The sequence below is a fragment of the Hydrogenophaga atypica genome, from assembly GCF_042665215.1.
Taxonomy (GTDB): Bacteria; Pseudomonadota; Gammaproteobacteria; order Burkholderiales; family Burkholderiaceae_C; genus Hydrogenophaga; species Hydrogenophaga defluvii_A.
This window is the reverse complement of sequence record NZ_JBHTCA010000004.1, coordinates 130,948-153,515: the sequence shown is the minus strand read 5'-3', so window position 1 is coordinate 153,515 and position 22,568 is coordinate 130,948. Positions and strand designations below refer to the sequence as shown.

Sequence of the window (22,568 nt, the reverse complement as noted above, 5' to 3'; positions counted from 1 at the left end):
ATGAGCCAACACAACCTCTTCGCGGCCTTGCGGGCCGCTTTTCTCGCCGATCTCGACAGCACCGCCATCGAAACCGATGGGGGCCTGAGCTATTCGTGGCGTGACATCGATCGCGCCACCGCCATGGTGGCCAACCTGCTCGGATCGCTGGACATCCCGCCCGCTTCGCGCATCGCGGTGCAGGTGGAAAAGTCGGTGGAGGCGGTGGTGCTCTATCTGGCCACGCTGCGCGCCGGCCACGTGTTCCTGCCGCTCAACACCGCCTACCAGAGCGCCGAGATCGACTACTTCGTCACCAACGCCGAACCGGCGGTGGTGGTGTGTTCGCCGGCGAACTTTGGCTGGATGAGCAAGATCGCGTTCAAGGCGGGTACCCAACACGTGTTCACGCTGGGCGACGACCGCACCGGCAGCCTGCTGGAGCGCGCCGCCCATTGCAGTGACCAGCACACGGTGGTGGCGCGCGGCCCCGACGACCTGGCCGCCATCCTCTACACCAGCGGCACCACCGGGCGCAGCAAGGGGGCCATGCTCTCGCACAACAACTTGCTGTCCAACGCGCGTGTGCTCAAAACCTATTGGGGCTGGAAGCCGGGCGACGTGCTCATCCACGCGCTGCCCATCTTCCATGTGCACGGTCTGTTTGTGGCGCTGCACGGCGCCTTGCTCAACGGCAGCAAGATGTTGTGGATGGCCAAGTTCGACCCCAAGCAGGCCATTGCCTGGATGCGGCAGGCCACCGTGTTCATGGGGGTGCCCACGCTGTATGTGCGCATGTTGGGCGAATCGGGGCTGACGCGCGAGGCCACCGCCCACATGCGGCTGTTCATCTCAGGCTCGGCACCGCTGTTGATCGAGACCTTCAAGGCGTGGCAGGAGCGCACCGGCCACACCATTCTGGAGCGTTATGGCATGAGCGAAACCGCCATGCTCACCTCCAACCCCTACGCCGCCGATGCGCGTTTTGGTGGCCAGACCGAGCGCCGGGGCGGCACGGTGGGTTTCCCGCTGCCAGGCGTGGAGCTGCGTGTGTTGGGTGACGATGGCAAAGCCTTGCCGGTGGGCGAGATTGGCGGCATCCAGGTGCAGGGCCCGAACATCTTCAAGGGCTACTGGCGCATGCCCGAGAAGACGGCCGAGGAGTTCACCGACGACGGTTTCTTCAAGACCGGCGACGTGGGCAAGGTGGACGAGCGTGGCTACGTGACCATCGTGGGCCGCAGCAAAGACCTCATCATCAGCGGCGGCTACAACGTCTACCCGGCAGAAATCGAGGGCTACATCAACGACATGCCCGGCGTGGCCGAAAGCGCTGTGATCGGTGTGCCCCACCCGGACTTTGGTGAGGTGGGCGTGGCGGTGGTCATCCCCAAACCGGGCGCCAAGGTGGATGGCGATCAGATCATCGCAGCCCTCAAAGCCCAACTGGCCAACTTCAAGATCCCCAAGCGCTGTTTTGTGGTGGCCGAACTGCCACGCAACACCATGGGCAAGGTGCAGAAAAACCTGCTGCGCGAACAGCACAAATCCCTGTTCGCTTGAGCAAGAACCCAGACCGGAGCGCGTGTCCGATCCGGGAACGCGGCGGATCTGGCTCCGCCAGGCCGCTCGCGTTGCCCCCTGGGGGGTGACGCCGAAGGTGGCGCGGGGGGGATTTATCGGAGCACGAGGACAGGAATGTGCGAGTGCGTCAGCACATGGGTGGTCTCGCTGCCCAGCAGCAGCCGCTTGAGTCCTTTGCGACCGTGTGAGGCCATGATGATCAGGTCGCACTTGCTGCGCTTGGCGGCGGCAATGATGGCCTCGGCCACCAGGTCGGACTTGGCGGTGATGGCCTTGACCTTGACCTCGCGCTTCTGGCCAGCGGCCTTGACGGCGTTGACCACCTCCATGGCCTCGGCCTGCCACTGCGCCTCGATCTTGCTGATCTCGGAGGCAGCCAACGCCACCCCGCCTTCGAAGTAGGTTTGTGGGTAGCGGGGAATCACCTTCAAGGCCACCACCTCTGCGCCGGTGATGTCGGCCAGACCCAGGCCGTGTTCGACCGCCTTTTGCGAGAGTTTGGAGCCGTCGGTGGCCACCAGGATGCGCTTGTACATGGTTGTGTCCTCAGTCGTTGGGAAGGGCAGGCCGAGCCTGGACCAGAAAAAGATTAACACCATGGCAAAGTCGCGTGTTGACGTATGTCAAGCGCGATCAGGGTGAACTGGACTAAGCTTGCCCCCCATGTCAGACGCCGCCAGCACAAGCGCAGACCTGCCACTGCCTGACGGTGCCTCCCGCATCGGCGGCCCGGCCTTGCCCGTCGGTCAGCTGGATGTGACGGACGACTTCAGCGGGCTGGACGACCCAGAGGAGCAGCGCAGCTTCACCGAAGCCCCCGACACCAGCCGCAGTGGTGCGGCCGAGTCGCTGCTGGTGGTGCAGGGCATGTACTGCGCCGCCTGTGCCGACACGGTCGAAGCCGTGCTCAACGGCCAGCCCGGCGTGTTGCGTGCCGAGGTCAACGCCGCCAGCCGGCGCCTGCGCCTGCATTGGGACCCGGCTCAGATTCGCCTGTCGGAACTGGCGCAGGCGGTGGGCCGCAGCGGCTACCGCGTGTTGCCGCTCTCGCAGGCGCTCAGCCTGGGGCAGCGTTTGGCCGAAACCCGCAAAGCCTTGTGGCGCCTGTTTGTGGCGGGCTTCTGCATGATGCAGGTGATGATGTACGCGTGGCCCGCCTACGTGAGCGAGCCGGGCGAGATACCGCCGGACATCGCCCAGCTGCTCAACTGGGGCAGCTGGATCGTCAGCGTGCCGGTGCTGTTGTTCGCCAGTGGTCCGTTCCTGGGTGGGGCTTGGCGCGATCTCAAACAGGGCAGGGTGGGCATGGACACACCGGTGTCGGTGGGCATTCTGGTCACGTTTTTTGTCAGCACGGCAGCCACACTGGAGCCCACCGGCCCGTGGGGTTCCGAGGTGTGGTTCGATTCGCTGACCATGTTCGTGTTTTTTCTGCTCGGCGGTCGCTACCTGGAACTGAAGGCGCGCGACCGCACGGCCGGTGCGCTGGATGCCATGGTCAGCCGCCTGCCCGAAACCTGCGAGCGCGAACTGGCCGATGGCCGCTGGGAGCAGGTGGCGGTGCGCCGCTTGCGGCAAAACGATGTGGTGCGCATCCCGGTGGGCCAGGCTTTCCCGGGCGACGGCGTGCTGCTTGACCCTTTGGCCAGCGTGGACGAAGCCTTGCTGACCGGCGAGGCGCGCCCGGTGCACCGCGTTGTTGGCGAGGCGCTGGTGGCGGGCAGCTTCAATTTGGCCGGTCCGGTCCGCGTGCGCCTGACGGCGGTGGGTGCCGATACCCGTTTTGCCCAAATTGTGGCCTTGATGGAGCGCGCTGCGACCGAAAAACCGCGTCTGGCGGTGCTGGCCGATCGCATCGCGGCGCCCTTTCTGATGTTGGTGTTGCTGGCCGCCGCTTTTTCCGCCTGGTACTGGTGGGACACCGATGCGCACCGCGCCATGGCCACCGCCGTGGCGGTGTTGATCGTGACCTGCCCCTGCGCCTTGTCGCTGGCCACGCCAGCGGCAATGCTGGCCTCGGCCGGTGCATTGGCGCGCAAGGGCGTGCTGGTGCGGCGCCTGCAGGCGTTTGAGGCGCTGGACGGTGTGGACGTGGTGGTGTTCGACAAGACCGGCACCCTCACCGACGACCAGGCCCGGCTGACGGCCGTGTTCACCCGCCCCGGCGTTGCGCGCGAGCAGGCGCTGGCGTGGGCGCGACCGCTGGCGGGCGCCTCGCGCCACCCGGTGTCGCGCGCCATTGCCGGTGCTGCGGGTGAGCACGCGCAGGTCGCGGGCACGGTCACCGAATTCGCCGGGCAGGGTTTGTTGTGGCAGCGCTCTGACGGCAGCGAACTGCGCCTGGGGTCTGCCCGCTTTTGTGGGCTGGATGAGCAGGTGCTGGCGGCACATGGCGTGCCGGCGCCCGAGGCGCCACATGCCCACCTGACCGATGCCCAGGGCTGGCTGGCCACGTTTGTGCTTGACGAATCGCTGCGCCCCGACGCCGCCGCCACGGTGGCGCGGTTGCAGGCCAGTGGCGTACAAACGTGGCTGATCTCGGGCGACCACGAGGCGGCGGCCTGGCGCATTGCGCGGGCGGTGGGCATCACCCACGTGGTGGCCGGTGCCAGCCCCGAACAAAAGCTGGCCGAACTGCTGGCGCTTCAGGCCCAAGGTCACAAAGTCGCCATGGTGGGCGATGGCCTCAACGACGGCCCGGTGCTGGCGCGTGCCAACGCCTCCATGGCGCTCGGCCACGCCCTGCCGCTGGCGCAGGCGCAGTCGGACTTGGTGTTGCAGGGGGGGCGCCTGGCCGATGTGGCCGACGCGCTGGTCCAATCACGCGCCACCATGCGCATCGTGCGCCAGAACCTGGTGTGGGCTGGCGTCTATAACGCCGTGTGTGTGCCGCTGGCGCTGTTGGGCTGGATGCCCCCCTGGCTGGCGGGGCTGGGCATGGCCGCCAGCTCCTTGTTTGTCATTGCCAACGCTTTGCGGCTGTCCCGCCGTGGTGAGGCCGCAACACCGGTCGCTGCGGCGCCCATGCCTGCCCCGGTGGCCGGCTGATCTGGAGCCCTATCCCCATGGACGTTCTTTACTTGTTGATTCCGCTCTCGGTGGTGCTGGTGCTGGGCATCATTGCCTTGTTCTGGTGGGCCTTGCACAGTGGCCAGTTCGACCACGTGGAGCGCGAGGGCGAGCGCATTCTGGATGGCGATTGACCTAGGTCAATCCCTGATATGTATCTGCCGGTGACACTCGGCGCAGGATTATTGAGAGGAGTTTCTGTATGTCTGTGAACTCGAAGACCGCCCAGGCGGCGGTCTACAACGACAAGGTGGTCAGGCAATTTGCCATCATGACCATCGTCTGGGGCGTCGTCGGCATGTTGGTGGGCGTCATCATTGCCGCCCAGCTCACGTGGCCAGAGCTGAACCTGGGCATTTCCTGGTTGAGCTACGGTCGTTTGCGCCCGTTGCACACCAACGCCGTGATTTTTGCCTTCGGTGGCAGCGGCCTGTTCGCCACCAGCTACTACGTGGTGCAACGCACCTGCCAGACACGGCTGATTTCCGACAAACTTGCCGCCTTCACCTTCTGGGGCTGGACAGGGGTGATCGTGCTGGCCGCTGTGTCTCTGCCGCTGGGCTACACCCAAGGCAAGGAATACGCTGAACTGATTTGGCCCATCGACCTGCTGATTGCGGTGGTCTGGGTGTCGTATGCCATCGTGTTCTTCGGCACCATCGGCATCCGCAAGGTGCGCCACATCTACGTGGCCAACTGGTTCTTCGGCGCCTTCATCATCGCCGTGGCCTTGCTGCACATTTTCAACAACATCCAGTTGCCCACCGGTCTGCTGCATTCCTACTCGGTCTACGCCGGTGTGCAGGACGCCATGGTGCAGTGGTGGTACGGCCACAACGCGGTGGGCTTTTTCCTCACCGCCGGCTTCCTGGGCATGATGTATTACTTCATCCCCAAGCAGGCCGAGCGCCCCGTTTACAGCTACCGCCTGTCCATCGTCCACTTCTGGGCGCTGATCTTCACCTACATGTGGGCCGGCCCACACCACCTGCACTACACCGCGCTGCCCGACTGGGCGCAGTCCATCGGCATGGTCTTCTCGCTCATCCTGCTGGCCCCCAGCTGGGGCGGCATGATCAACGGCATCATGACCCTGTCGGGCGCCTGGCACAAACTGCGTGACGACCCCATCCTGCGCTTCCTGATCGTGTCCCTGTCGTTCTACGGCATGTCCACCTTCGAAGGCCCGATGATGTCGATCAAGACCGTCAACGCCTTGAGCCACTACACCGACTGGACCGTGGGCCACGTGCACTCGGGTGCCCTGGGCTGGGTGGGCCTGGTGACCATGGGTTCGATGTACTACCTGATTCCGCGCCTGTTTGGCCAGAAGAAGATGTACTCGGTGCCTGCCATCGAACTGCACTTCTGGGTCGCCACCATCGGCATCGTGCTGTACATCGCCGCCATGTGGATTGCCGGTGTGATGCAGGGCCTGATGTGGCGCTCGGTCAACGCCGACGGCAGCCTGACCTACACCTTCGTCGAGTCGGTCAAGGCCACCTTCCCGTTCTACGTCATCCGTTTGTTGGGTGGCCTGCTCTACCTGGGCGGCATGCTGGTCATGGCCTGGAACGTCTGGAAGACGGCCAGCGCCGGTCTCAAAGCCGGTGGCGTGCCCGAGGTGCGCATTCCCGCCGTCAACCCCGCACACGCTTGAGGACCTGACCATGGCTGACAAAGAAATCAAGGGTTTCACCCACGAGCGGATCGAAACCAACAACTTCCTGATGATCGTGCTCATCACCTTGGTGGTGGCCGTGGGTGGTCTGGTGGAAATCGTGCCGCTGTTCTTCCAGAAGTCCACCACACAGGCGGTGGAAGGCCTCAAGCCCTACACCGCGCTGCAGATTGCCGGGCGCGACATTTATGTGCGTGAGGGTTGCTACAACTGCCACTCGCAGATGATCCGCCCCTTCCACGCCGAGACGCTGCGTTATGGCCCCTATTCGGTGGCCGGCGAGTTTGTGTACGACCGCCCGTTCCAGTGGGGTTCCAAGCGCACCGGCCCTGACCTGGCCCGTGTGGGTGGTCGCTACAACGACGAGTGGCACCGCATCCACCTGAACAACCCGCGCGACCTGGTGCCCGAGTCCAACATGCCCGCTTACCCGTGGCTGGAGAAGGCCCCCGTGGGTGGTGCCGACCTGCCCAAGCGCATGGCCGTGCTGCGCACACTGGGCGCGCCCTACACCGACGAGGAAATTGCCGGCTCGATCGAGTCGGTCAAGGGCAAGACCGAAATGGACGCCCTGGTGGCCTATCTGCAGGTGCTGGGCACCGCTGTCAAGTAAGGGGTCGGCGCCATGGACATCAACGACTTCCGCAGCGCGGTCACCGTGCTGAGCCTGCTGCTTTTTGTGGGCATCGTGGCGTGGGCCTGGTCGCGTCGCAACCAGGCCGACTTCGAAGCCGCCGCCCAGCTCCCGTTCGAAGATGAGCAGGACCGCTGAGCCGCGCAACGCACAAGGAAAAACATCATGAGCGACTTCACAAGCGAATTCTGGCACCTGTATGTGGCCGGGCTGACCGTGGTCAGCATCATTGCCTGTCTGATCCTGTTGTGGATCTCGGGCACCACCAAGGTCAACGCCAGCAGCGACAACACCACCGGCCACGTTTGGGACGAAGACCTGCGTGAAATGAACAACCCGCTGCCCCGGTGGTGGATTTACCTGTTCATCCTCACCTGCGTCTTTGGTTTTGTGTACGCGGCGCTGTACCCCACCCTGGGCAAATTCCAGGGCACGCTGAACTGGTCGTCCGCCGGGCAGCACACCGATGAGGTGAAAAAGGCGGTCGATTCGACGGCGCCCTTGTACGCCAAGTTCAATGGCCAGCCGCCCGAGCAGCTGGCGGGTGACGCCCAGGCCATGGCCGTGGGTGAGCGCCTGTTCATGAACAACTGCGCCCAGTGCCACGGCTCTGACGCACGCGGCAGCAAGGGCTTTCCCAACCTCGCCGATGCCGACTGGCTGTGGGGCGGTGCGCCCGACGCGATCAAGACCACCCTCAACGAAGGCCGCCAGGGCGTCATGCCACCCATGGCCGCTGCGGTGGGTTCGGCCGAAGACGTGCGCAACCTGGCCCAGTATGTGTTGAGCCTCTCGGGCAGCCCGCACGACTCCATCCAGGCCTCGCTGGGCAAGTCCAAGTTCGGTGCCTGCGCCGCCTGCCACGGCATGGACGGCAAGGGCAACACCGCCATGGGCGCACCCAACCTGACCGACGCCGTGTGGCTGCATGGCTGGGGTGCCGACGCCATCATCAAGATGGTCAACGAAGGCAAGCACAACGTGATGCCGGCACAAAAGGGCAAGCTCAGCGATGAGCAGATCCACGTGCTGACGGCCTATGTGTGGGGCCTGTCCAACAAGCCCGCCGCCAAGTAACCCGGCCCCCCGAGTGGAGCGTCCCAACGGGCGCTCCCCCAGAAAGCAGACGTTCCCGTGAGCACCAGCGACAGCAACAGCAAGGTCATCCCCATCACGCCGGTGGCACCCGACGGTGCGGACGAGGTGATGGTGTCCCTGTACGAAAAGAGCAAGAAGATTTATCCGCGCTCGGTGCAGGGCTTGTTCGTCAAATGGCGTTGGGCGCTGGTGTGGCTGACGCAGCTGGTTTTTTACGGGCTGCCTTGGCTGGAATGGAACGCACGCCAGGCGGTGCTCTTCGATCTGGAAGCGCGCCGCTTCTTCATTTTTGGCCTGGTCCTGTACCCGCAGGATTTCATCTACCTCACCGGCCTGCTGGTCATCTCGGCGCTGGCCTTGTTCCTGTTCACGGCGGTGGCTGGGCGGGTGTGGTGCGGCTACGCCTGTCCTCAAACCGTTTACACCGAAATTTTTCTCTGGATAGAGCGCAAGGTCGAAGGTGACCGCTCGGCCCGCATACGGCTGGACGAGTCAGCCATGTCGGTCCGCAAGCTGGGCAAAAAATCGCTCAAGCACACGCTCTGGATCGTGTTGTCCTTGTGGACCGGGTTCACCTTTGTGGGCTACTTCACGCCCATCCGTGAACTCAGTGCACTGACCCTGGCCGGTGCCTTGGGCCCGTGGCAGACCTTCTGGATTTTCTTTTATGGTTTTGCCACCTACGGCAACGCCGGTTTCATGCGCGAGCAGGTGTGCAAATACATGTGCCCGTATGCGCGCTTCCAGAGCGCCATGTTCGACAAGGACACGCTCATCGTCACCTACGACGAAAAACGTGGTGAGCCACGTGGTGCGCGCTCCAAGAAGGCCGATCCCAAGGCCTTGGGCCTCGGGTCTTGTGTGGACTGCACCCTGTGTGTGCAGGTCTGCCCCACCGGCATCGACATCCGCAAAGGCCTGCAGTACGAATGCATCGGCTGCGCGGCCTGCATCGACGTGTGCGATGACGTGATGGATAAGGTGGGCTACCCACGGGGCCTCATCCGCTATTCCACCCAGAACGCGGTGGCCAATGGCTGGACACAAGCCGAAATCATCAAACGTGCGGTGCGCCCGCGTGTGCTGGTGTACACCGCCATCCTGGGCCTGATCTGTGTGGCCGTGGGCGTGAGCCTGTTCATGCGCACGCCGCTGAAGGTGGACGTGATCCGCGACCGTGGCGCGCTGGCGCGCCTGGTGGAGCAGGGCCGCATTGAAAACGTGTACCGCCTGCAGGTGATGAACGCCACCGAATCGACCCAGTCTTACCAGCTGGCCGTGAGCGGCCTGGAGGGGGTCACGATCGCTTCCGAGACCAGCATTGAAGTGCGCTCGACCGAAGTGCGTTCGGTGGCCGTGCGTGTGCAGGTGCCGCCGGGCGTGGCGCCGGGCTCGCACCCCATCCATTTCGACGTTCGCTCCACCGGGGCCGATGTGGCCCAGGTGAGCGAAAAAGCCGTATTCCTGGTGCCACGCTGAACTTGCCCGTTTAGAAAGACCCCCATGACAACTGCCCAAGCCCTCAAGAACCCGCCCGTGGCCCGCGCCTGGTGGCGTGAGCCCTATGTCTGGCTGGTGATCGGCGGCCCGGCCGTGGTGGTGGTGGCCGGTATTGCCACCGCCATCATTGCCATGACCAACCCCGACCCTGTGCTTGACCGCAGCGCGCCGCAGACCCGCACGGCGTCACCCGACGAAGCCTTCAAGCTGGCGCCCGCCGGCCAGGCACGCAACCACGCCACCACCGCCACGGTGCCCGTGAAGCCCTGAGCCCCGGGGCCAGACCGACAAACAACAAGGAGACTGCGATGCGCCTGCAACGCCTGATGTGGATTGCGTGGCCGGCCTTTCTGGTGGCCGGCGTGCTGGAGATGGTGGTCTTTGCGATGGTCGATCCGGACGACCTGCACCGCATCGGCGGCGGCGAGCTGGGCTGGTCGCGCCAGGCGGTGTACACCGTGAGCTTTTTCTTCTTCTGGGGTGCGACCATGGCGTCCAGCGCGCTCACCACGCTGTTGGCCATGTCACCTTTCGAGGTGAACCGCTGCCCCGTGCCGCCCGAAGAGCGCCCCGCCGACTGCGCGCGCGAGGGCAACTGCTGCTGAACTGATCAGTTGCAGACCTGGGGGTTCACGATGCGCTTGAGCGCTTCCGTGTCGAGGATCTTCACGTAACGCTGCTTGACCTCGATGACGCCGTCCTCGACGAACTTCGAGAAGGTGCGGCTCACGGTCTCCAGCTTCATGCCCAGGTAGCTGCCGATTTCCTCGCGCGTCATGCGCAGGATCAGCTCGGACTGCGAGAAACCCCGCGCGTGCAGGCGCTGCACCAGGTTGAGCAGAAAAGCGGCCAGGCGTTCCTCGGCGCGCATGCTGCCCAGCAGCAGCATCACCCCGTGGTCGCGCACGATCTCGCGGCTCATGATCTTGTGCACGTGGTGCTGCAAGGTGTTGAACTCGCGTGAAAGCGTCTCCAGCTGGTCGAAGGGCATGACGCAGACTTCGGCGTCTTCCAGCGCGATGGCGTCGCAAGAGTGCTGGTCGGACACGATGCCGTCCAGGCCGATGATCTCGCCCGTCATCTGGAAGCCCGTCACCTGGTCGCGCCCATCGGCGGTGGTGATACAGGTCTTGAAGAAACCCGAGCGAACGGCGTAGAGCGAGGTGAAGCGGTCACCCGTGTTGAACAGGGCCGTGCCACGTTTGATGCGTTTGCGGGTAGAGATCACGTGGTCCAGCTTGTTCATCTCGTCGTGGCTCAGGCCCATGGGCAGGCAGAGTTCACGCAAGTTGCAACTGGAGCAGGCGACCTTGATGCTGTGTGCGTCCATGGTGCGATTGTCAGGTGTTTCCCCATGTTAGCGGAAAACATCATTCACATTTGGAGGGGGTTGACCCAGATCAAGGGCAGAAAGCCCCGTGTCAGGCACAGTTCCTCCCACATTGGAGATGCCCCGACATGCACGTGATTGACGAACAACTGCTGCGCCGCTTTGACGTGCCTGGGCCGCGCTACACCTCGTACCCGACGGCCGACCGTTTTGTGGAAGCCTTTGGCGAGGCCGATTACATCCAGGCCTTGGAGCAGCGCCGCGCCGGCTCGCTGGCATTGCCGCTGTCGCTATACATCCATGTACCTTTTTGCGAGTCGGTGTGCTACTACTGCGCCTGCAACAAGGTCATCACCAAACACCACAGCAAATCGGCCGAGTACCTGCGCTACCTGGCGCGTGAGCTGGACCTGCATGTGCAGCACTTTGGCCGTGGCCACCACGTGTCGCAACTGCACATCGGCGGCGGCACGCCCACCTTCTTGAGCGACGCGGAACTGAGCGACCTCATGCACACCGTGCGCCGCCATTTCAACTTGGTGCCCGGTGGCGAATATTCGATTGAGGTCGATCCACGCACCGTGACCGAACAGCGCCTGGAGCACCTGCACCAACTGGGTTTCAACCGCCTGAGTTTCGGCGTGCAGGACTTCGACCCCGCCGTGCAGAAAGCGGTGCACCGCGTACAACCCGCCGAACAGGTGTTTGCCCTGGTGGCGGCCGCCCGCCGCATCGGCTTCGAGTCGGTCAACGTCGATCTGATCTACGGCCTGCCGCTGCAAACCCCCGAGTCGTTCGCGCGCACTTTGAGCCAGGTGGCCCAGTTGCGCCCCGACCGCATCGCCCTTTACGCCTACGCCCATTTGCCGGCGCGCTTCAAGCCGCAACGCCGCATCGTGGCGGCCGAACTGCCTGCGCCCGCCGACAAGCTGTCCATGCTGTCGCAATCGCTCGACGCCTTCAGCGAGGCCGGTTATGTGTACGTGGGCATGGACCACTTCGCCCTGCCCAACGACGCCTTGGCCGTGGCCAAGCGACAGGGCCGGCTGCACCGCAACTTCCAGGGCTACAGCACCCAGCCCGACTGCGACCTGATCGCGCTCGGCGTGTCGGCCATCGGCCGCGTGGGCGCCACTTACAGCCAGAACGCCAAGACGCTCGACGAGTACTACGACGCCCTCGACCAGGGCCGCCTGCCCATCGTGCGTGGCATGGCGCTCACGCGCGATGATCTGGTGCGCCGCACCGCCATCATGGCGCTGATGTGCCAGGGCCGGTTGCTGTTTGAGTCCATCGAACTGGGTCACCTGCTCGACTTCCGAAGCTACTTCGCGCGCGAACTGGAGCAACTGCAGGATTTCGAAGCCCAGGGGCTGGTGACCATAGACGACCAGTGCATCGAAGTGACCGAAGCTGGCTGGTACCTGGTGCGCGCCATCGCCATGGTGTTCGACAAACACCTGCGCGTGGACCAGGACCGCGCCCGCTTCTCGAAAATCATCTGAGGCCGCAGCGCTGCCGTGGTGGACAGCCTATTTCCCATCCCCGCGCACCACGGCGTCGAGCCGCCGCACCAGCCCTTCCATGGCCTCGGCCGGCACCTGGGCGTAGCCCAGCAGAAAGCCCCGCCAGGGCTGGGCGCGCAGGCCCACTGCGTGCAAGCTGAGCGCCGGAGCCACGATGCCCTGCTGATCCAGCAGGCGCGCGCTCAACGCCACGTCGTCCGCGCGGTCGTCGTGCAGGCGCAGCGCCAGGTGCATGCCCGCCGAGCCGCCGTAAACGGTGGCCACGTCGCCCAGCCGCCGGGTGAGGGCGGCCGTGAGCGCATCGCGGCGTTCGCGGTACAGGCGGCGCATGCGCCGCAGGTGCAGGCTGAACTGCCCGCTGTGGATGAATTCGGCGAGCGCCAGCTGGTCGGCCGCGCGCCCGCGTGGCGCGGTGCGGTCCAGCATCGCGGCCAACGCAGGCGCCAAGGTGGCGGGCACCACCATGAAGCCCATGCGCAGCGCGGGGAACAGCGTCTTACTGAAGGTGCCCAGGTAGACCACGGGCGCGTCCGCCGCCAGCCCTTGCAGGCAGGCCAGGGCCGGGCCGTCGTGGCGGAACTCGCTGTCGTAGTCGTCCTCGATCACCAGCGCGCCCGCCTGGCGCGCGCCCTCGATCAGGGCCAGGCGCCGTGCCAGGCTCATGACGCTGCCCACGGGGTACTGGTGCGAGGGCGTGGCGTAGATCAGCCGGGGGCGCTGGCGCTGCCAGTCGCCGGCGGTGGGGGCCATGCCCTCGGCATCCACCACGATGCCTATGGTCCGGAGCTGCGCCGCGCGGAACGCCGCCACCGCGCCCTGGTAGCCGGGGTTTTCCACCCACACCTTGTCGCCCGCGTCGGCGAAGGCGCGGGCGCACAGGTCCAGGCTGGCCTGGGTGCCGTCGGTCACGAACACCTGGGCCGCGTCCACGAGCGCCCCCCGCGCCACGCGCAGGTGGTTGGCGATGGCTTCGCGCAGCAGGGGTTCGCCCGCCGGGTCGGCGTAGTTGAGCTGGGCGGGCCGCAGCGCGCGCCACGCGCGGTCCAGCATGCGCCGCCACAGCGTGAGCGGGAAGTCATCGAGCGCGGGCACGCCCGGCGCGAAGGCCACCGAGGCGGGGGAGCCGGGCAGCAGCGACATGCCGCGCACCCGCCGCGACAGGCCGGAGGGCTCGGCGGCCGTGGACGTGCGCCAGGGCGCGGCGGGCGCGAACGAGGTGGCCAGGGGCGCCACCACACTGCCGCGCCGGCTGGCCAGGATGAAGCCTTCCGTGGCCAACTGCTCGTAGGCGTAGAGCACGGTGTTGCGTGCTACGCCCAGCTCGCCCGCCAGCGTGCGGCTGGCGGGCAAGCGCGTGCCGCTGGCCAGCAGCCCGGTGCGCACGCCGTGGCGCAGGCAGGCGTGCAGCTGGCGCTGCTGCGACCAGCTGGCGTGGGCGGGCTGCGCGCGAAAGGCGGAAAAAAGGAGTTGGTAGTCCATTTGAGGAGGTCGGTTTCTGTGGCTCTAAAAAATAGCACGGATATGGGTCTTATTCGGATGCCAGCAGGCGATTACATTGCGCTTCCTCCGTCTACCGCAACCCAGGAACAAGCGCCCGTGAGCAACACCACCGATCTGCCCTCCACCAGCCAGCCGCCCAGCGACCGCACCCGCGTGCGCCGCGTGGCCGAGAACGCACGCTACGACCGCGCCACGCTGCACGCCATCATCGACGCCGCCTACCTGTGCCACGTGGCCTTCGTCGACGGCAAGGGCACACACTGCATTCCCACCGCTTGCTGGCGCGAGGGCGAGCACCTCTACATCCACGGCTCCAACGGTGGGCGGCTGATTCGACTGCTGCAAGATGGCACGCAGGCTTGCGTGACCATCACCCACCTTGACGGGCTGGTGCTGGCGCGCTCGGCCTTCAATCATTCGATGAACTACCGCTCGGCCATGGTCTATGGCCAATTCGAGGCAGTGGCCGAGAAGCAGGCTTCCCTGGCCGCGCTCATGGACCACATCGCGCCCGGCCGCCAGTCCGAGATCCGCGCCGGCAGCTCCAAGGAACTGGCCGCAACCACCGTGATGCGTATCGCCTTGGGCGAGGCCGCCTGTAAAGTGCGCACTGGCCCGCCCGTGGACGACACGGAAGACATGGAGCACCCGGCCTGGGCGGGCGTACTTCCGCTGGTGCAGCACCGCGCGGCGCCCGTGGTTGACCCGCTGTGCGCTATCGAGCCTCCGCCCTACGTGCGGGCGTGGGCACACGCGCCTTGCTAGACTTCGTCCATGCAAACGTCGATGGCCGTCACGGCCTTGTTCATGGGTTTTGTGGGTGGCCCCCACTGCGTGGCCATGTGTGGCGCGGCCTGCGCTGGCATTGCCAAGGCGGCCGCACCGCGCACGCGCCAGGCCATCGTGGGCTTCCAGCTCGGGCGCATCGTGGGCTACGCCACGCTGGGCGGTGTGGCCGCTGCCACCGTGCAAGGTTTGGGCTGGCTGGGCACGAACACCGTTGTTTTGCGGCCTTTGTGGACCGCCATGCATGTGGTGGCCCTGTTGGTGGGCTTGTTGTTGCTGGTGCAGGCGCGCCAGCCCGCGTGGGTGGACGGCTTTGCGCAGTCGGTGTGGCGCAAGGCCAAACCGGTGTTGGGCCGTCTGGGCGGCAAAGCCCCTTATGCCTTGGGTGTGGGTTGGGCGCTGATGCCGTGTGGCCTGTTGTATTCCGCGCTGCTGCTCGCATCGCTGTCGGCCAACGTGCTGGAAGGCGCGGTCATCATGGGCCTGTTTGCATTGGGCACGTCGGTGTCCATGACGATTGGTCCCTGGCTGCTGCTGCGCTGGCACGCATCGGGCAGCCTGCGCGGCGGTGCCTGGGGCATGCGCCTGGCGGGTGCGGCGCTGGTGCTCACGTCGGGTTGGGCGATCTGGATGGGCATGACCAACCCCACCGGCCTGTGGTGCGCTTGACCTCAGTGGGCTGAAGGCGGTTCGCGGCCCGGCAGCGTGGCCAGCAGCAAACCCAGCAAGGCGATGGCGAACGCCAGCGCTTGCACGCCGGTCAGGCTTTCACCCATGAACAGCACGCCGATGGCGGCAGCGCTCACGGGCAACATCACGGTGAACACGCCGGCCTGGGATGCGGGCACGGCCTTGAGCCCGGTCATCCACAGCCACACCGTCCACACGCTGGCCGCCAGGCCGTAAAACACCAGCAGCAGCCAGAAGCTGGTTGACACGCTGCTGAAATCGAAACTCAGCGCGGCCCACAACCCCATGGGCGTGACCAATACAAAACCGACCAGGTTGATGAGCGATGAAATGCGCTTGGGACCCAGGCCCTGCGTGAGCCGCTTGCCAATGACCACGTAAGAGGCTTCGCACACCACGGCCGCGAAGATCAGCAGGTTGCCCCACAAGGGCAGCGGCAGGCCAGCCCAGGTGTCTGCCGTGCTGCTGGCGGTGTCCGCCTTGGTCAGGGAAAACAGCCCGATGCCAATGGCCGCCAGCGCAATCGCCGCCATCGAACGCTTGCCAATGCGTTCGTGCAGGAAGAGGGCGCTGAGCACCGCCACCACCGCCGGAATGGCCGACATGATGACGCCGGCCGCCACCGCCGTGGTGAGCTTGACGCCGAACAACATGCAGACCGAGAACAGGAAGTTGCCCAGGAAGGATTCGAGAAAGAGCAGGGCGCGCGTGCGCGGCGTGAGCGAGGGTTCATCGGCCGGCTTGCGCAACCAGCGCGCCATGGCCAGCCCGCCAATGCCAAATCGCAGCCAGGCCAGCAAAAACACGGGCATGGCGGCCACCAGCGGTTTGGACAGGGCCACGTAGCTGCCCACCAGGGCCATGCTGGAGGCGAGACAGAGGTAGGCGAGCCAACGGTTCATGCGTATGTGGTGCGGACAAAGGCGCCATCATGCCGCACCTGGCGCACCGTGCCGGTGCCTGCACCTGCGGTGTGCTCTTGTGTTTTCAGAAAGAAGAAATGTGCTTCCGCAATGCGAAATAACGAAATGCTGCGGCGCAGAAAAATTTCTCAATACAAGAGATAGATTTTCATATTGTGATATAAAAATCATAGGTTGTTGATTTTAAACAAATAAAAATCTTGTCTTCTATAAGACATAAGATTAGACAAACTCTTATAGAAGACTTAAAGTACAGACCATGGGCACCGGTCTTGCAAGCAGCAGCCACCGCCCCCGACTCAACCAACCAAGGAGTGACCATGTCGCAAGCCCTCAACGGCCAACTCAGCCGCCAACAACAAATTGAAGCCCTGGAAAAAGACTGGGCCCAGAACCCCCGCTGGAAGGGTGTGAAGCGCGGCTACAGCGCCGCCGACGTGGTTCGCCTGCGTGGCAGCCTGGCCATCGACCACACGCTGGCCAAGCGTGGTGCCGAAAAGCTGTGGGACAAGATCAACGGCAGCGCCAAGAAGGGCTATGTCAACGCCTTCGGCGCCATCACCGCCGGCCAAGCCATGCAGCAAGCCAAGGCTGGCCTGGAGGCCGTGTACCTGTCGGGCTGGCAAGTGGCCGCCGATGGCAACACGTCGGAAACCATGTACCCCGACCAGTCGCTCTACGCCTACGACTCGGTGCCCACCATGGTTCGCCGCATCAACAACACGTTCAAGCGCGCCGACGAAATCCAGTGGAGCCGTGGCATCGAGCCGGGTTCGCCTGAGTTCATCGACTACTTCCTGCCCATCGTGGCCGATGCCGAAGCCGGCTTCGGCGGCGTGCTCAATGCCTTCGAACTCATGAAGAACATGATTGCCGCCGGTGCCGCTGGCGTGCACTTCGAAGACCAACTGGCCGCCGTGAAGAAGTGCGGCCACATGGGTGGCAAGGTGCTGGTGCCCACGCAAGAAGCCTGCGAAAAGCTGATCTCGGCCCGCTTTGCCGCTGACGTCATGGGCGTCTCCACCATCGTGCTGGCCCGCACCGACGCCGAAGCCGCCAACCTCATCACCAGCGACCACGACGCCAACGACAAGCCCTTCCTGACCGGCGAACGCACCCCCGAAGGCTTCTTCCGCGTCAAGAACGGCCTGGAGCAGTCCATCAGCCGTGGCGTGGCCTACGCCCCCTACGCCGACCTGGTGTGGTGCGAAACCGGCGTGCCCGACATCGGCTTTGCCCGTGAATTCGCCCAAGCCGTGCACGCCGCCTGCCCCGGCAAACTGCTGTCGTACAACTGCTCGCCTTCCTTCAACTGGAAGAAGAACCTCAACGACAAGCAGATCGCATCCTTCCAGGAAGACCTGTCCGCGCTGGGCTACAAGTTCCAGTTCATCACCCTGGCCGGCATCCACATCAACTGGTTCCAGACCTTCCAGTTCGCCCACGCATACGCACGCGGCGAAGGCATGAAGCACTACACCGAAATGGTGCAGGAACCCGAATTCGCCGCACGCGACAAGGGCTACACCTTCGTGTCGCACCAGCAGGAAGTGGGCGCAGGCTACTTCGACGACGTGACCACCGTGATCCAGGGCGGTTCGTCCAGCGTGAAGGCCCTGACCGGTTCGACCGAAGAAGAACAGTTCCACTGAGATTGAGTTTCAACCCCTGCTTATCCGCAGGGGCCAGAAAAAAGAAGCCCGGGCGACCCCCGGGCTTTTTTCGTTTTCGGACTGGCTGCGGTCGCGACACGGCAGCTACCGCTTGCGGGCCACAGGCAAAATCACCAGAGTTGACCCTGGAGAACCGCCATGCCTCACATCCCCCAATGGAGCCACACGCTGAGCGTGCGCAATGCGCGGTTGGATGAGCAGCACATTGTGCTGATCGAACTGTCCAAGGAGCTGATTGCGCTGGTGAAAGGGGCGCCGACTACCGATGCGCCCATTCTCCAGGCGCTTCGGGAGTTTGCCGATCTGGCGCGCCGCCACGATGAGCTGGAAGAGGGGTTGCTGGCGGCCAATGGCTGCCCAACGCTTGATGAACACCGCGCCATCCATCGCCTGGCGGAAGCCGAACTGGATCGCTGGATGGCGACTGCTGCCTCGGAGTCGCTGGACCGCAAAGCCTTGGTCGATGGCCTGGACGGCTGGATGGCCCACCATCTGACCGAGACGGACATGCCGGTCAAAGGCTACATGCACGAATGAGGGGCCTTTTGGCGGAAGCGGTGAAATCCAAACTCGTGTCCAGACTAGATCATTTTGAGCCAAGTTTGACCATAAAAACAAACAAAAACAACAACTTATGAGTCCAAGTTAGTCCGTGTTTGTCCAATTTTGATCTACTACATCCGGCACTAGAGTGTTACCTGTGATGTGACTTGAAATCTAGTCACACTCCGTGTATCTTCGCGATCCCTAGCACAGGATACGGTACATGGGCAAGCTGACAGACACGTTTTGCAAGAACACGAAGGTGCCGAAGATGCACCCGGATGGTGATGGTCTTTACCTGAAGGTACAGGCCTCAGCCAAAGACAAGAGTCGAGTCACCAAGTCATGGATGTTTCGGTGGGGCGCGGGTGGGAAGAACACCATGGGACTCGGGTCATACCCTGAAGTCACACTGGCTAGGGCACGAGAACTGACGTTGGAGAAGCGGCGGCTGATCACTGAGGGTATCGATCCACGTGAAGAACGTCAGCAACGGCAGCTTGAAATCAAGCGTCAGCAGAACACCAAGACCTTCAAGGATCATGCCCTTGACTACATCGATGCCCAGAAGGCCGGGTGGAAGAATCCAAAGCATGTACAGCAGTGGCAAAACACCCTGGCCACCTATGCCTATCCGGTGATTGGTGATCTGACCATTGAACAAATTTCTTTGGACCACATCAGGCAAATCCTTGACCCGATATGGTCAACCAAGAGTGAAACAGCGGAAAGAATTCGTGGTCGGCTGGAGGTCATCATCGACGCGGCCATGGTCAAGGAAGATCGACCGGTGATGAACCATGCACGATGGAAGGGACGGCTGGAACACCTGCTTCCAGCCCCGCAACGCAAGAAGAGGTTGCAACACCATCCCGCACTCAAATACGCGGCTCTAAAGCCCTTCTATGACCTTCTGAAGGCCCATGGTGGCATCGCTGCGATGTGTATGCGGTTCACCATCCTGACAGCCTGCAGAACCAATGAGTCCATCGGTGCCACTTGGGCAGAAATCGACCTGGAAAACCGCGTGTGGACGATACCCAAGACACGCATGAAAAAGGGCAAGGAACACAGGGTTCCACTATCAGATGAGGCGGTAGCACTACTCAAGGAGTTGAAGGGCTTCGAGTTGAGCAAGCAGTGGGTCTTCCCGAGCCCCATGAAGCCGCAGCAGCACCTGTCGAACATGGGGATGCTGTCGCTGCTGAAGAAGGGGTTGAATCGACCGGACATCACAGTGCATGGTTTCCGGTCTACGTTCAGAGACTGGGCTGGTGAGACCACCAATCACGAACGTGAGGTCATCGAACACGCTCTGGCCCACCAGTTGGCTGATGAAACCGAAGCTGCGTATCAGCGGGGTGACTACTTCGAGAAGCGAAAGGTGCTCATGCAAGATTGGTCTACGTTCGCCGCTGGTCGGAACCCAGACGCAATGACTTGACATCAGGACTGAAAATAGTCCTTGACAATCAGATTCAATCCTGGTAAAGTACAGCCTATCGGACATACTGTGTCTTTAAAGACTACGTTCGATGCAGTTTGATCTCCAGGTCAAACTAGCCTCAATCCAAAGACCTCATTAGATTCAACAGCAAGTTGATCTGAGGCAACCAGACAATCTAAGCAGAAAACCCATTGACTTTGCCGTCAGTGGGTTTTTTTTCGTCTCTACATGTCCCGATTCCCGAGTTCCTTATATATGCCACTTACTCGTGAAAGGACAATCATCGCAAAACTGCTTCGTTTAAAAGACATCATTGGAGACAAGAAAGAAGGCATAGCACCACGAATCCCAATTGGAAAATCTAGCTGGTGGAATGGAGTTCGAATTGGGAAATTCCCTCAACCGATCAAACTTGGATCGAGGACAACATGTTGGAGAGAATCCGATATCGATGCTCTTATTGCTGGAGCATCTCAGTAAATAAGCAGTCGCATCCCCATCTGAAATAGCATTGAAAGTGTATTTTCAAATGGGGATGCGATCCAATTAACAATATTTAAGGATAAATATGGATCGTGATTATGATGGAACGTTGAGTGAGTTATTCGAGTCTACAGATGATTCACTTGCCGATGTTCGCAGGTTTCCCAAGGGAATGCACTACGATACAAAGTTGGCATTGTGCCTTACGGGTGGCAAACTTCCCCTGCTTCTTGATGATTGTTTATTATCAAAAAGAATCCAATCCGAGCATGCTGATTCAGTTCTTGAAAAGTTCAAGAACAAACTGAAGAATAGTCGTGCTCCTGGTCAAGACGCAGAAGAGTTGTTTTGCAACTTTCGCTTCCTGACCATTCTCGACTCTGTTGTTCCTTTGACGAGAACATCAGCAATTGATCAGGTCAAGAGTTTCAAGAAGAAGTTGAAGAAATTCTTCGGAGCATATCGTAGCTTGTGGGTTGTGGGCGCTATTGAAGTCGAGATTGTCAACATGAGTGGCATGCGACTGTTGCAGACAATAGAAAATGCCGAGGGGATGCGCAAGCTCAAGACATGCGAGCAGCTATTTAATCTGTGGGTGAAGCCTGAGGACCGGAACAATGACAGTTATGCACTGATCCACTTTCATGGACTGATGTTCCATCGATCTGAGAATGAGCTTCATGCCATCAACCGCGACTTGAAACGCAAAAGTGAATGGTCAAAGATTGATTATCAGACAATGATGAAAAGACTGTCAAGAGAATATGAGGGAAGAATCAAACCTTTGACTCTAAGCCTTGAGCACATAGCCCGATACATTGTGAAGGGTGGCACGGACAGAGCTGGAAAGTATGTGTACCTAAGATACAAGCACAACTACTCCAACGGCAGCATTCCAAATGACTTGTCAGAACTTGAATCAGACCTCAAGAGTGACATCATTTCAGAGGTCAAGGATGATTATTCAAATTGGGATCACATGTCTTTGACCTATGGCGAGACAATTTTCCTTGCTCAACTTACTCGCTCAATGATGTACATGAATCGTGCGCCAAAGACAGACAAGAACCATGGAAAAGGGTACTTAATTATCTTGGAGAACAGACCTGCAAGAGCATCAAAGCGAAAGAAGCGGAAGTAGATGTTCTCTAGTTCATCAAGCTGGAACCCTTGATTTCATTGGGGTTTCGGCTGATGAGGTCTCACTTGCAGAACCATATTGAAATGCATATTGAGCATGGAATGCCAGCACTATAACTCTATACTGCAGGCGTCCATGTTTGCGGCTGACAAAGAAACAAAAGGCAAACACTATCTGGATTCAGACACCTATAGGCTTCTTCTCAATCGTAGCGAAGCCTGAAGATCATCAACACGATCAACTCACAATCAGATCAAGGATTCGGTCTGATCTGGAAGCACTCAAGCTTCTTTACCTTCCCACGATGGGAAGTATCACAGAGTCTCACAAATCAGATTACCAGTTTCGAGCAAAGGTATCTCGATTTGATCTGGCACAAGCGATGGTGAATCTGGTTTCATCCATCGGATATTCCAACTTCAAGAATGAAGTACAGACCGTTCAAGGAAAAGACCGAGCCAAAGTCTATGGCAAGGTTTGGACTCAACTGTATGAGCTGCAACTTGATCCTGATCGCTTTGAATTGGATAGCACCACTGCGATAGACAGGATGGCCGTAGCTGCTGCAGATGCATATGGTGTGGTGCTTGTATCAACCAGTGGTCAAATGTTGCTCAGAAAGCCATCTCGTGGCTTTGGTGGGTATTCGTGGAGCTTCGCGAAAGGCCAGCCAAACAAGTACGAGACACCACAGGAAACCGCGAGGCGTGAATGCCTTGAAGAGACCGGTTATCGGTGCCGATTGATCGGATTGCTACCCCAACATTACCAGGGTACTACTGGAACCACAGTGTTCTTCGTCGGTGTGCCCGAGGGTAAGCAACAAGCTTTCGGAACTGAGACTGAAAAAACACGCTGGGTTGACATCCAAGAGGCGCATAGCCTCATCCAGCAGACCGCAAACCCTATCGGTCGCGACAGGGATCAGATGATCCTGTGTGATCTCTACCGCTGGCTATGCGCCAGACAGAAACATTGAAT

General features: G+C 61.8%; 23 protein-coding genes. 19 read left to right on the top strand and 4 right to left on the bottom strand.

Translation table 11 applies throughout. The annotated features are described in order from the left end of the window. The gene (locus ACFQPB_RS07405; protein WP_382221317.1) at positions 1-1,542 is read left to right on the top strand and encodes a malonate--CoA ligase; all 1,542 of its coding nucleotides are present in this window, start codon (positions 1-3) and stop codon (positions 1,540-1,542) included. A 113-nt stretch (positions 1,543-1,655) separates the two neighbouring features. Here ACFQPB_RS07405 and ACFQPB_RS07400 read toward each other — a convergent pair whose 3' ends face one another. After that, entirely contained in the window at positions 1,656-2,099 is a 444-nt protein-coding gene (locus ACFQPB_RS07400) for a universal stress protein (RefSeq protein ID WP_382221316.1), read from the bottom strand. A 127-nt stretch (positions 2,100-2,226) separates the two neighbouring features. Between ACFQPB_RS07400 and ACFQPB_RS07395 the strand changes: the two genes are divergently transcribed. From ACFQPB_RS07395 to ACFQPB_RS07355, 9 genes are all read left to right on the top strand, one after another. Continuing rightward, on the top strand, positions 2,227-4,611 hold the full coding sequence (locus ACFQPB_RS07395) for a heavy metal translocating P-type ATPase (protein WP_382221313.1): 2,385 nt from the start codon (positions 2,227-2,229) through the stop codon (positions 4,609-4,611). A 17-nt stretch (positions 4,612-4,628) separates the two neighbouring features. After that, positions 4,629-4,766, top strand: a complete 138-nt coding sequence (ccoS, locus tag ACFQPB_RS07390) for a cbb3-type cytochrome oxidase assembly protein CcoS (RefSeq protein WP_382199108.1) — start codon at positions 4,629-4,631, stop codon at positions 4,764-4,766. A gap of 68 nt (positions 4,767-4,834) precedes the next feature. Next, positions 4,835-6,292, top strand: coding sequence for a cytochrome-c oxidase, cbb3-type subunit I (gene ccoN / locus ACFQPB_RS07385; protein ID WP_382199106.1), 1,458 nt, complete (start codon positions 4,835-4,837; stop codon positions 6,290-6,292). Between the two features lie 10 nt (positions 6,293-6,302). Beyond that, positions 6,303-6,926 carry a cytochrome-c oxidase, cbb3-type subunit II gene (gene ccoO / locus ACFQPB_RS07380; RefSeq protein WP_382221310.1) on the top strand — a complete coding sequence of 208 codons (624 nt, stop codon included), beginning with the start codon at positions 6,303-6,305 and terminating at the stop codon, positions 6,924-6,926. 12 nt (positions 6,927-6,938) lie between these two features. Further along, positions 6,939-7,085 (top strand): cbb3-type cytochrome oxidase subunit 3, encoded by a 147-nt coding sequence (locus tag ACFQPB_RS07375; RefSeq protein WP_382199104.1) that lies wholly within the window; start codon positions 6,939-6,941, stop codon positions 7,083-7,085. A gap of 27 nt (positions 7,086-7,112) precedes the next feature. Further along, a complete protein-coding gene (gene ccoP / locus ACFQPB_RS07370; protein ID WP_382199103.1) occupies positions 7,113-8,024 on the top strand; it encodes a cytochrome-c oxidase, cbb3-type subunit III in 912 nt (303 codons plus the stop codon). A gap of 129 nt (positions 8,025-8,153) precedes the next feature. Next, the gene (gene ccoG, locus ACFQPB_RS07365; RefSeq protein ID WP_382222018.1) at positions 8,154-9,524 is read left to right on the top strand and encodes a cytochrome c oxidase accessory protein CcoG; all 1,371 of its coding nucleotides are present in this window, start codon (positions 8,154-8,156) and stop codon (positions 9,522-9,524) included. Positions 9,525-9,548: 24 nt separating this feature from the next. Then, positions 9,549-9,815, top strand: a complete 267-nt coding sequence (locus tag ACFQPB_RS07360) for a nitrogen fixation protein FixH (RefSeq protein WP_382199102.1) — start codon at positions 9,549-9,551, stop codon at positions 9,813-9,815. A 38-nt stretch (positions 9,816-9,853) separates the two neighbouring features. Further along, the gene (locus ACFQPB_RS07355) at positions 9,854-10,150 is read left to right on the top strand and encodes a hypothetical protein (protein ID WP_382221307.1); all 297 of its coding nucleotides are present in this window, start codon (positions 9,854-9,856) and stop codon (positions 10,148-10,150) included. A gap of 5 nt (positions 10,151-10,155) precedes the next feature. Here the strand turns inward: ACFQPB_RS07355 and fnr are convergent, their stop codons facing one another. After that, entirely contained in the window at positions 10,156-10,875 is a 720-nt protein-coding gene (gene fnr / locus ACFQPB_RS07350) for a fumarate/nitrate reduction transcriptional regulator Fnr (protein ID WP_382199100.1), read from the bottom strand. A 128-nt stretch (positions 10,876-11,003) separates the two neighbouring features. Here fnr and hemN point away from each other — a divergent pair, with 128 nt between their 5' ends. Continuing rightward, positions 11,004-12,380, top strand: a complete 1,377-nt coding sequence (gene hemN / locus ACFQPB_RS07345) for an oxygen-independent coproporphyrinogen III oxidase (RefSeq protein ID WP_382199099.1) — start codon at positions 11,004-11,006, stop codon at positions 12,378-12,380. A 27-nt stretch (positions 12,381-12,407) separates the two neighbouring features. Here hemN and pdxR read toward each other — a convergent pair whose 3' ends face one another. Beyond that, positions 12,408-13,880 carry a MocR-like pyridoxine biosynthesis transcription factor PdxR gene (gene pdxR / locus ACFQPB_RS07340; RefSeq protein WP_382199098.1) on the bottom strand — a complete coding sequence of 491 codons (1,473 nt, stop codon included), beginning with the start codon at positions 13,878-13,880 and terminating at the stop codon, positions 12,408-12,410. Positions 13,881-13,997: 117 nt separating this feature from the next. Here pdxR and ACFQPB_RS07335 point away from each other — a divergent pair, with 117 nt between their 5' ends. Both ACFQPB_RS07335 and ACFQPB_RS07330 read left to right on the top strand, forming a co-directional pair. Beyond that, on the top strand, positions 13,998-14,666 hold the full coding sequence (locus ACFQPB_RS07335) for a pyridoxamine 5'-phosphate oxidase family protein (RefSeq protein WP_382199097.1): 669 nt from the start codon (positions 13,998-14,000) through the stop codon (positions 14,664-14,666). Between the two features lie 9 nt (positions 14,667-14,675). Continuing rightward, complete coding sequence (locus ACFQPB_RS07330) at positions 14,676-15,356, top strand: sulfite exporter TauE/SafE family protein (protein WP_382221305.1); 681 nt, start codon at positions 14,676-14,678, stop codon at positions 15,354-15,356. A gap of 2 nt (positions 15,357-15,358) precedes the next feature. Here ACFQPB_RS07330 and ACFQPB_RS07325 read toward each other — a convergent pair whose 3' ends face one another. Further along, a complete protein-coding gene (locus ACFQPB_RS07325; RefSeq protein ID WP_382221302.1) occupies positions 15,359-16,279 on the bottom strand; it encodes a DMT family transporter in 921 nt (306 codons plus the stop codon). A gap of 341 nt (positions 16,280-16,620) precedes the next feature. Between ACFQPB_RS07325 and aceA the strand changes: the two genes are divergently transcribed. The 6 genes from aceA to ACFQPB_RS07295 all read left to right on the top strand — a co-directional run bounded on the left by aceA (position 16,621) and on the right by ACFQPB_RS07295 (position 22,566). Further along, positions 16,621-17,952, top strand: a complete 1,332-nt coding sequence (gene aceA / locus ACFQPB_RS07320; RefSeq protein ID WP_382199094.1) for an isocitrate lyase — start codon at positions 16,621-16,623, stop codon at positions 17,950-17,952. A gap of 159 nt (positions 17,953-18,111) precedes the next feature. Next, positions 18,112-18,510: a bacteriohemerythrin gene (locus ACFQPB_RS07315; protein WP_382221299.1), complete on the top strand. Its 399-nt coding sequence runs from the start codon at positions 18,112-18,114 to the stop codon at positions 18,508-18,510. 229 nt (positions 18,511-18,739) lie between these two features. After that, positions 18,740-19,960, top strand: a complete 1,221-nt coding sequence (locus ACFQPB_RS07310) for a tyrosine-type recombinase/integrase (protein ID WP_382221296.1) — start codon at positions 18,740-18,742, stop codon at positions 19,958-19,960. Positions 19,961-20,191: 231 nt separating this feature from the next. Then, entirely contained in the window at positions 20,192-20,443 is a 252-nt protein-coding gene (locus ACFQPB_RS07305) for a helix-turn-helix transcriptional regulator (protein ID WP_382221293.1), read from the top strand. A gap of 88 nt (positions 20,444-20,531) precedes the next feature. Further along, positions 20,532-21,587 (top strand): hypothetical protein, encoded by a 1,056-nt coding sequence (locus ACFQPB_RS07300; RefSeq protein ID WP_382221291.1) that lies wholly within the window; start codon positions 20,532-20,534, stop codon positions 21,585-21,587. A 304-nt stretch (positions 21,588-21,891) separates the two neighbouring features. Beyond that, positions 21,892-22,566 (top strand): NUDIX hydrolase, encoded by a 675-nt coding sequence (locus ACFQPB_RS07295; protein WP_382221289.1) that lies wholly within the window; start codon positions 21,892-21,894, stop codon positions 22,564-22,566. The last annotated feature ends 2 nt before the right edge of the window (positions 22,567-22,568 follow it).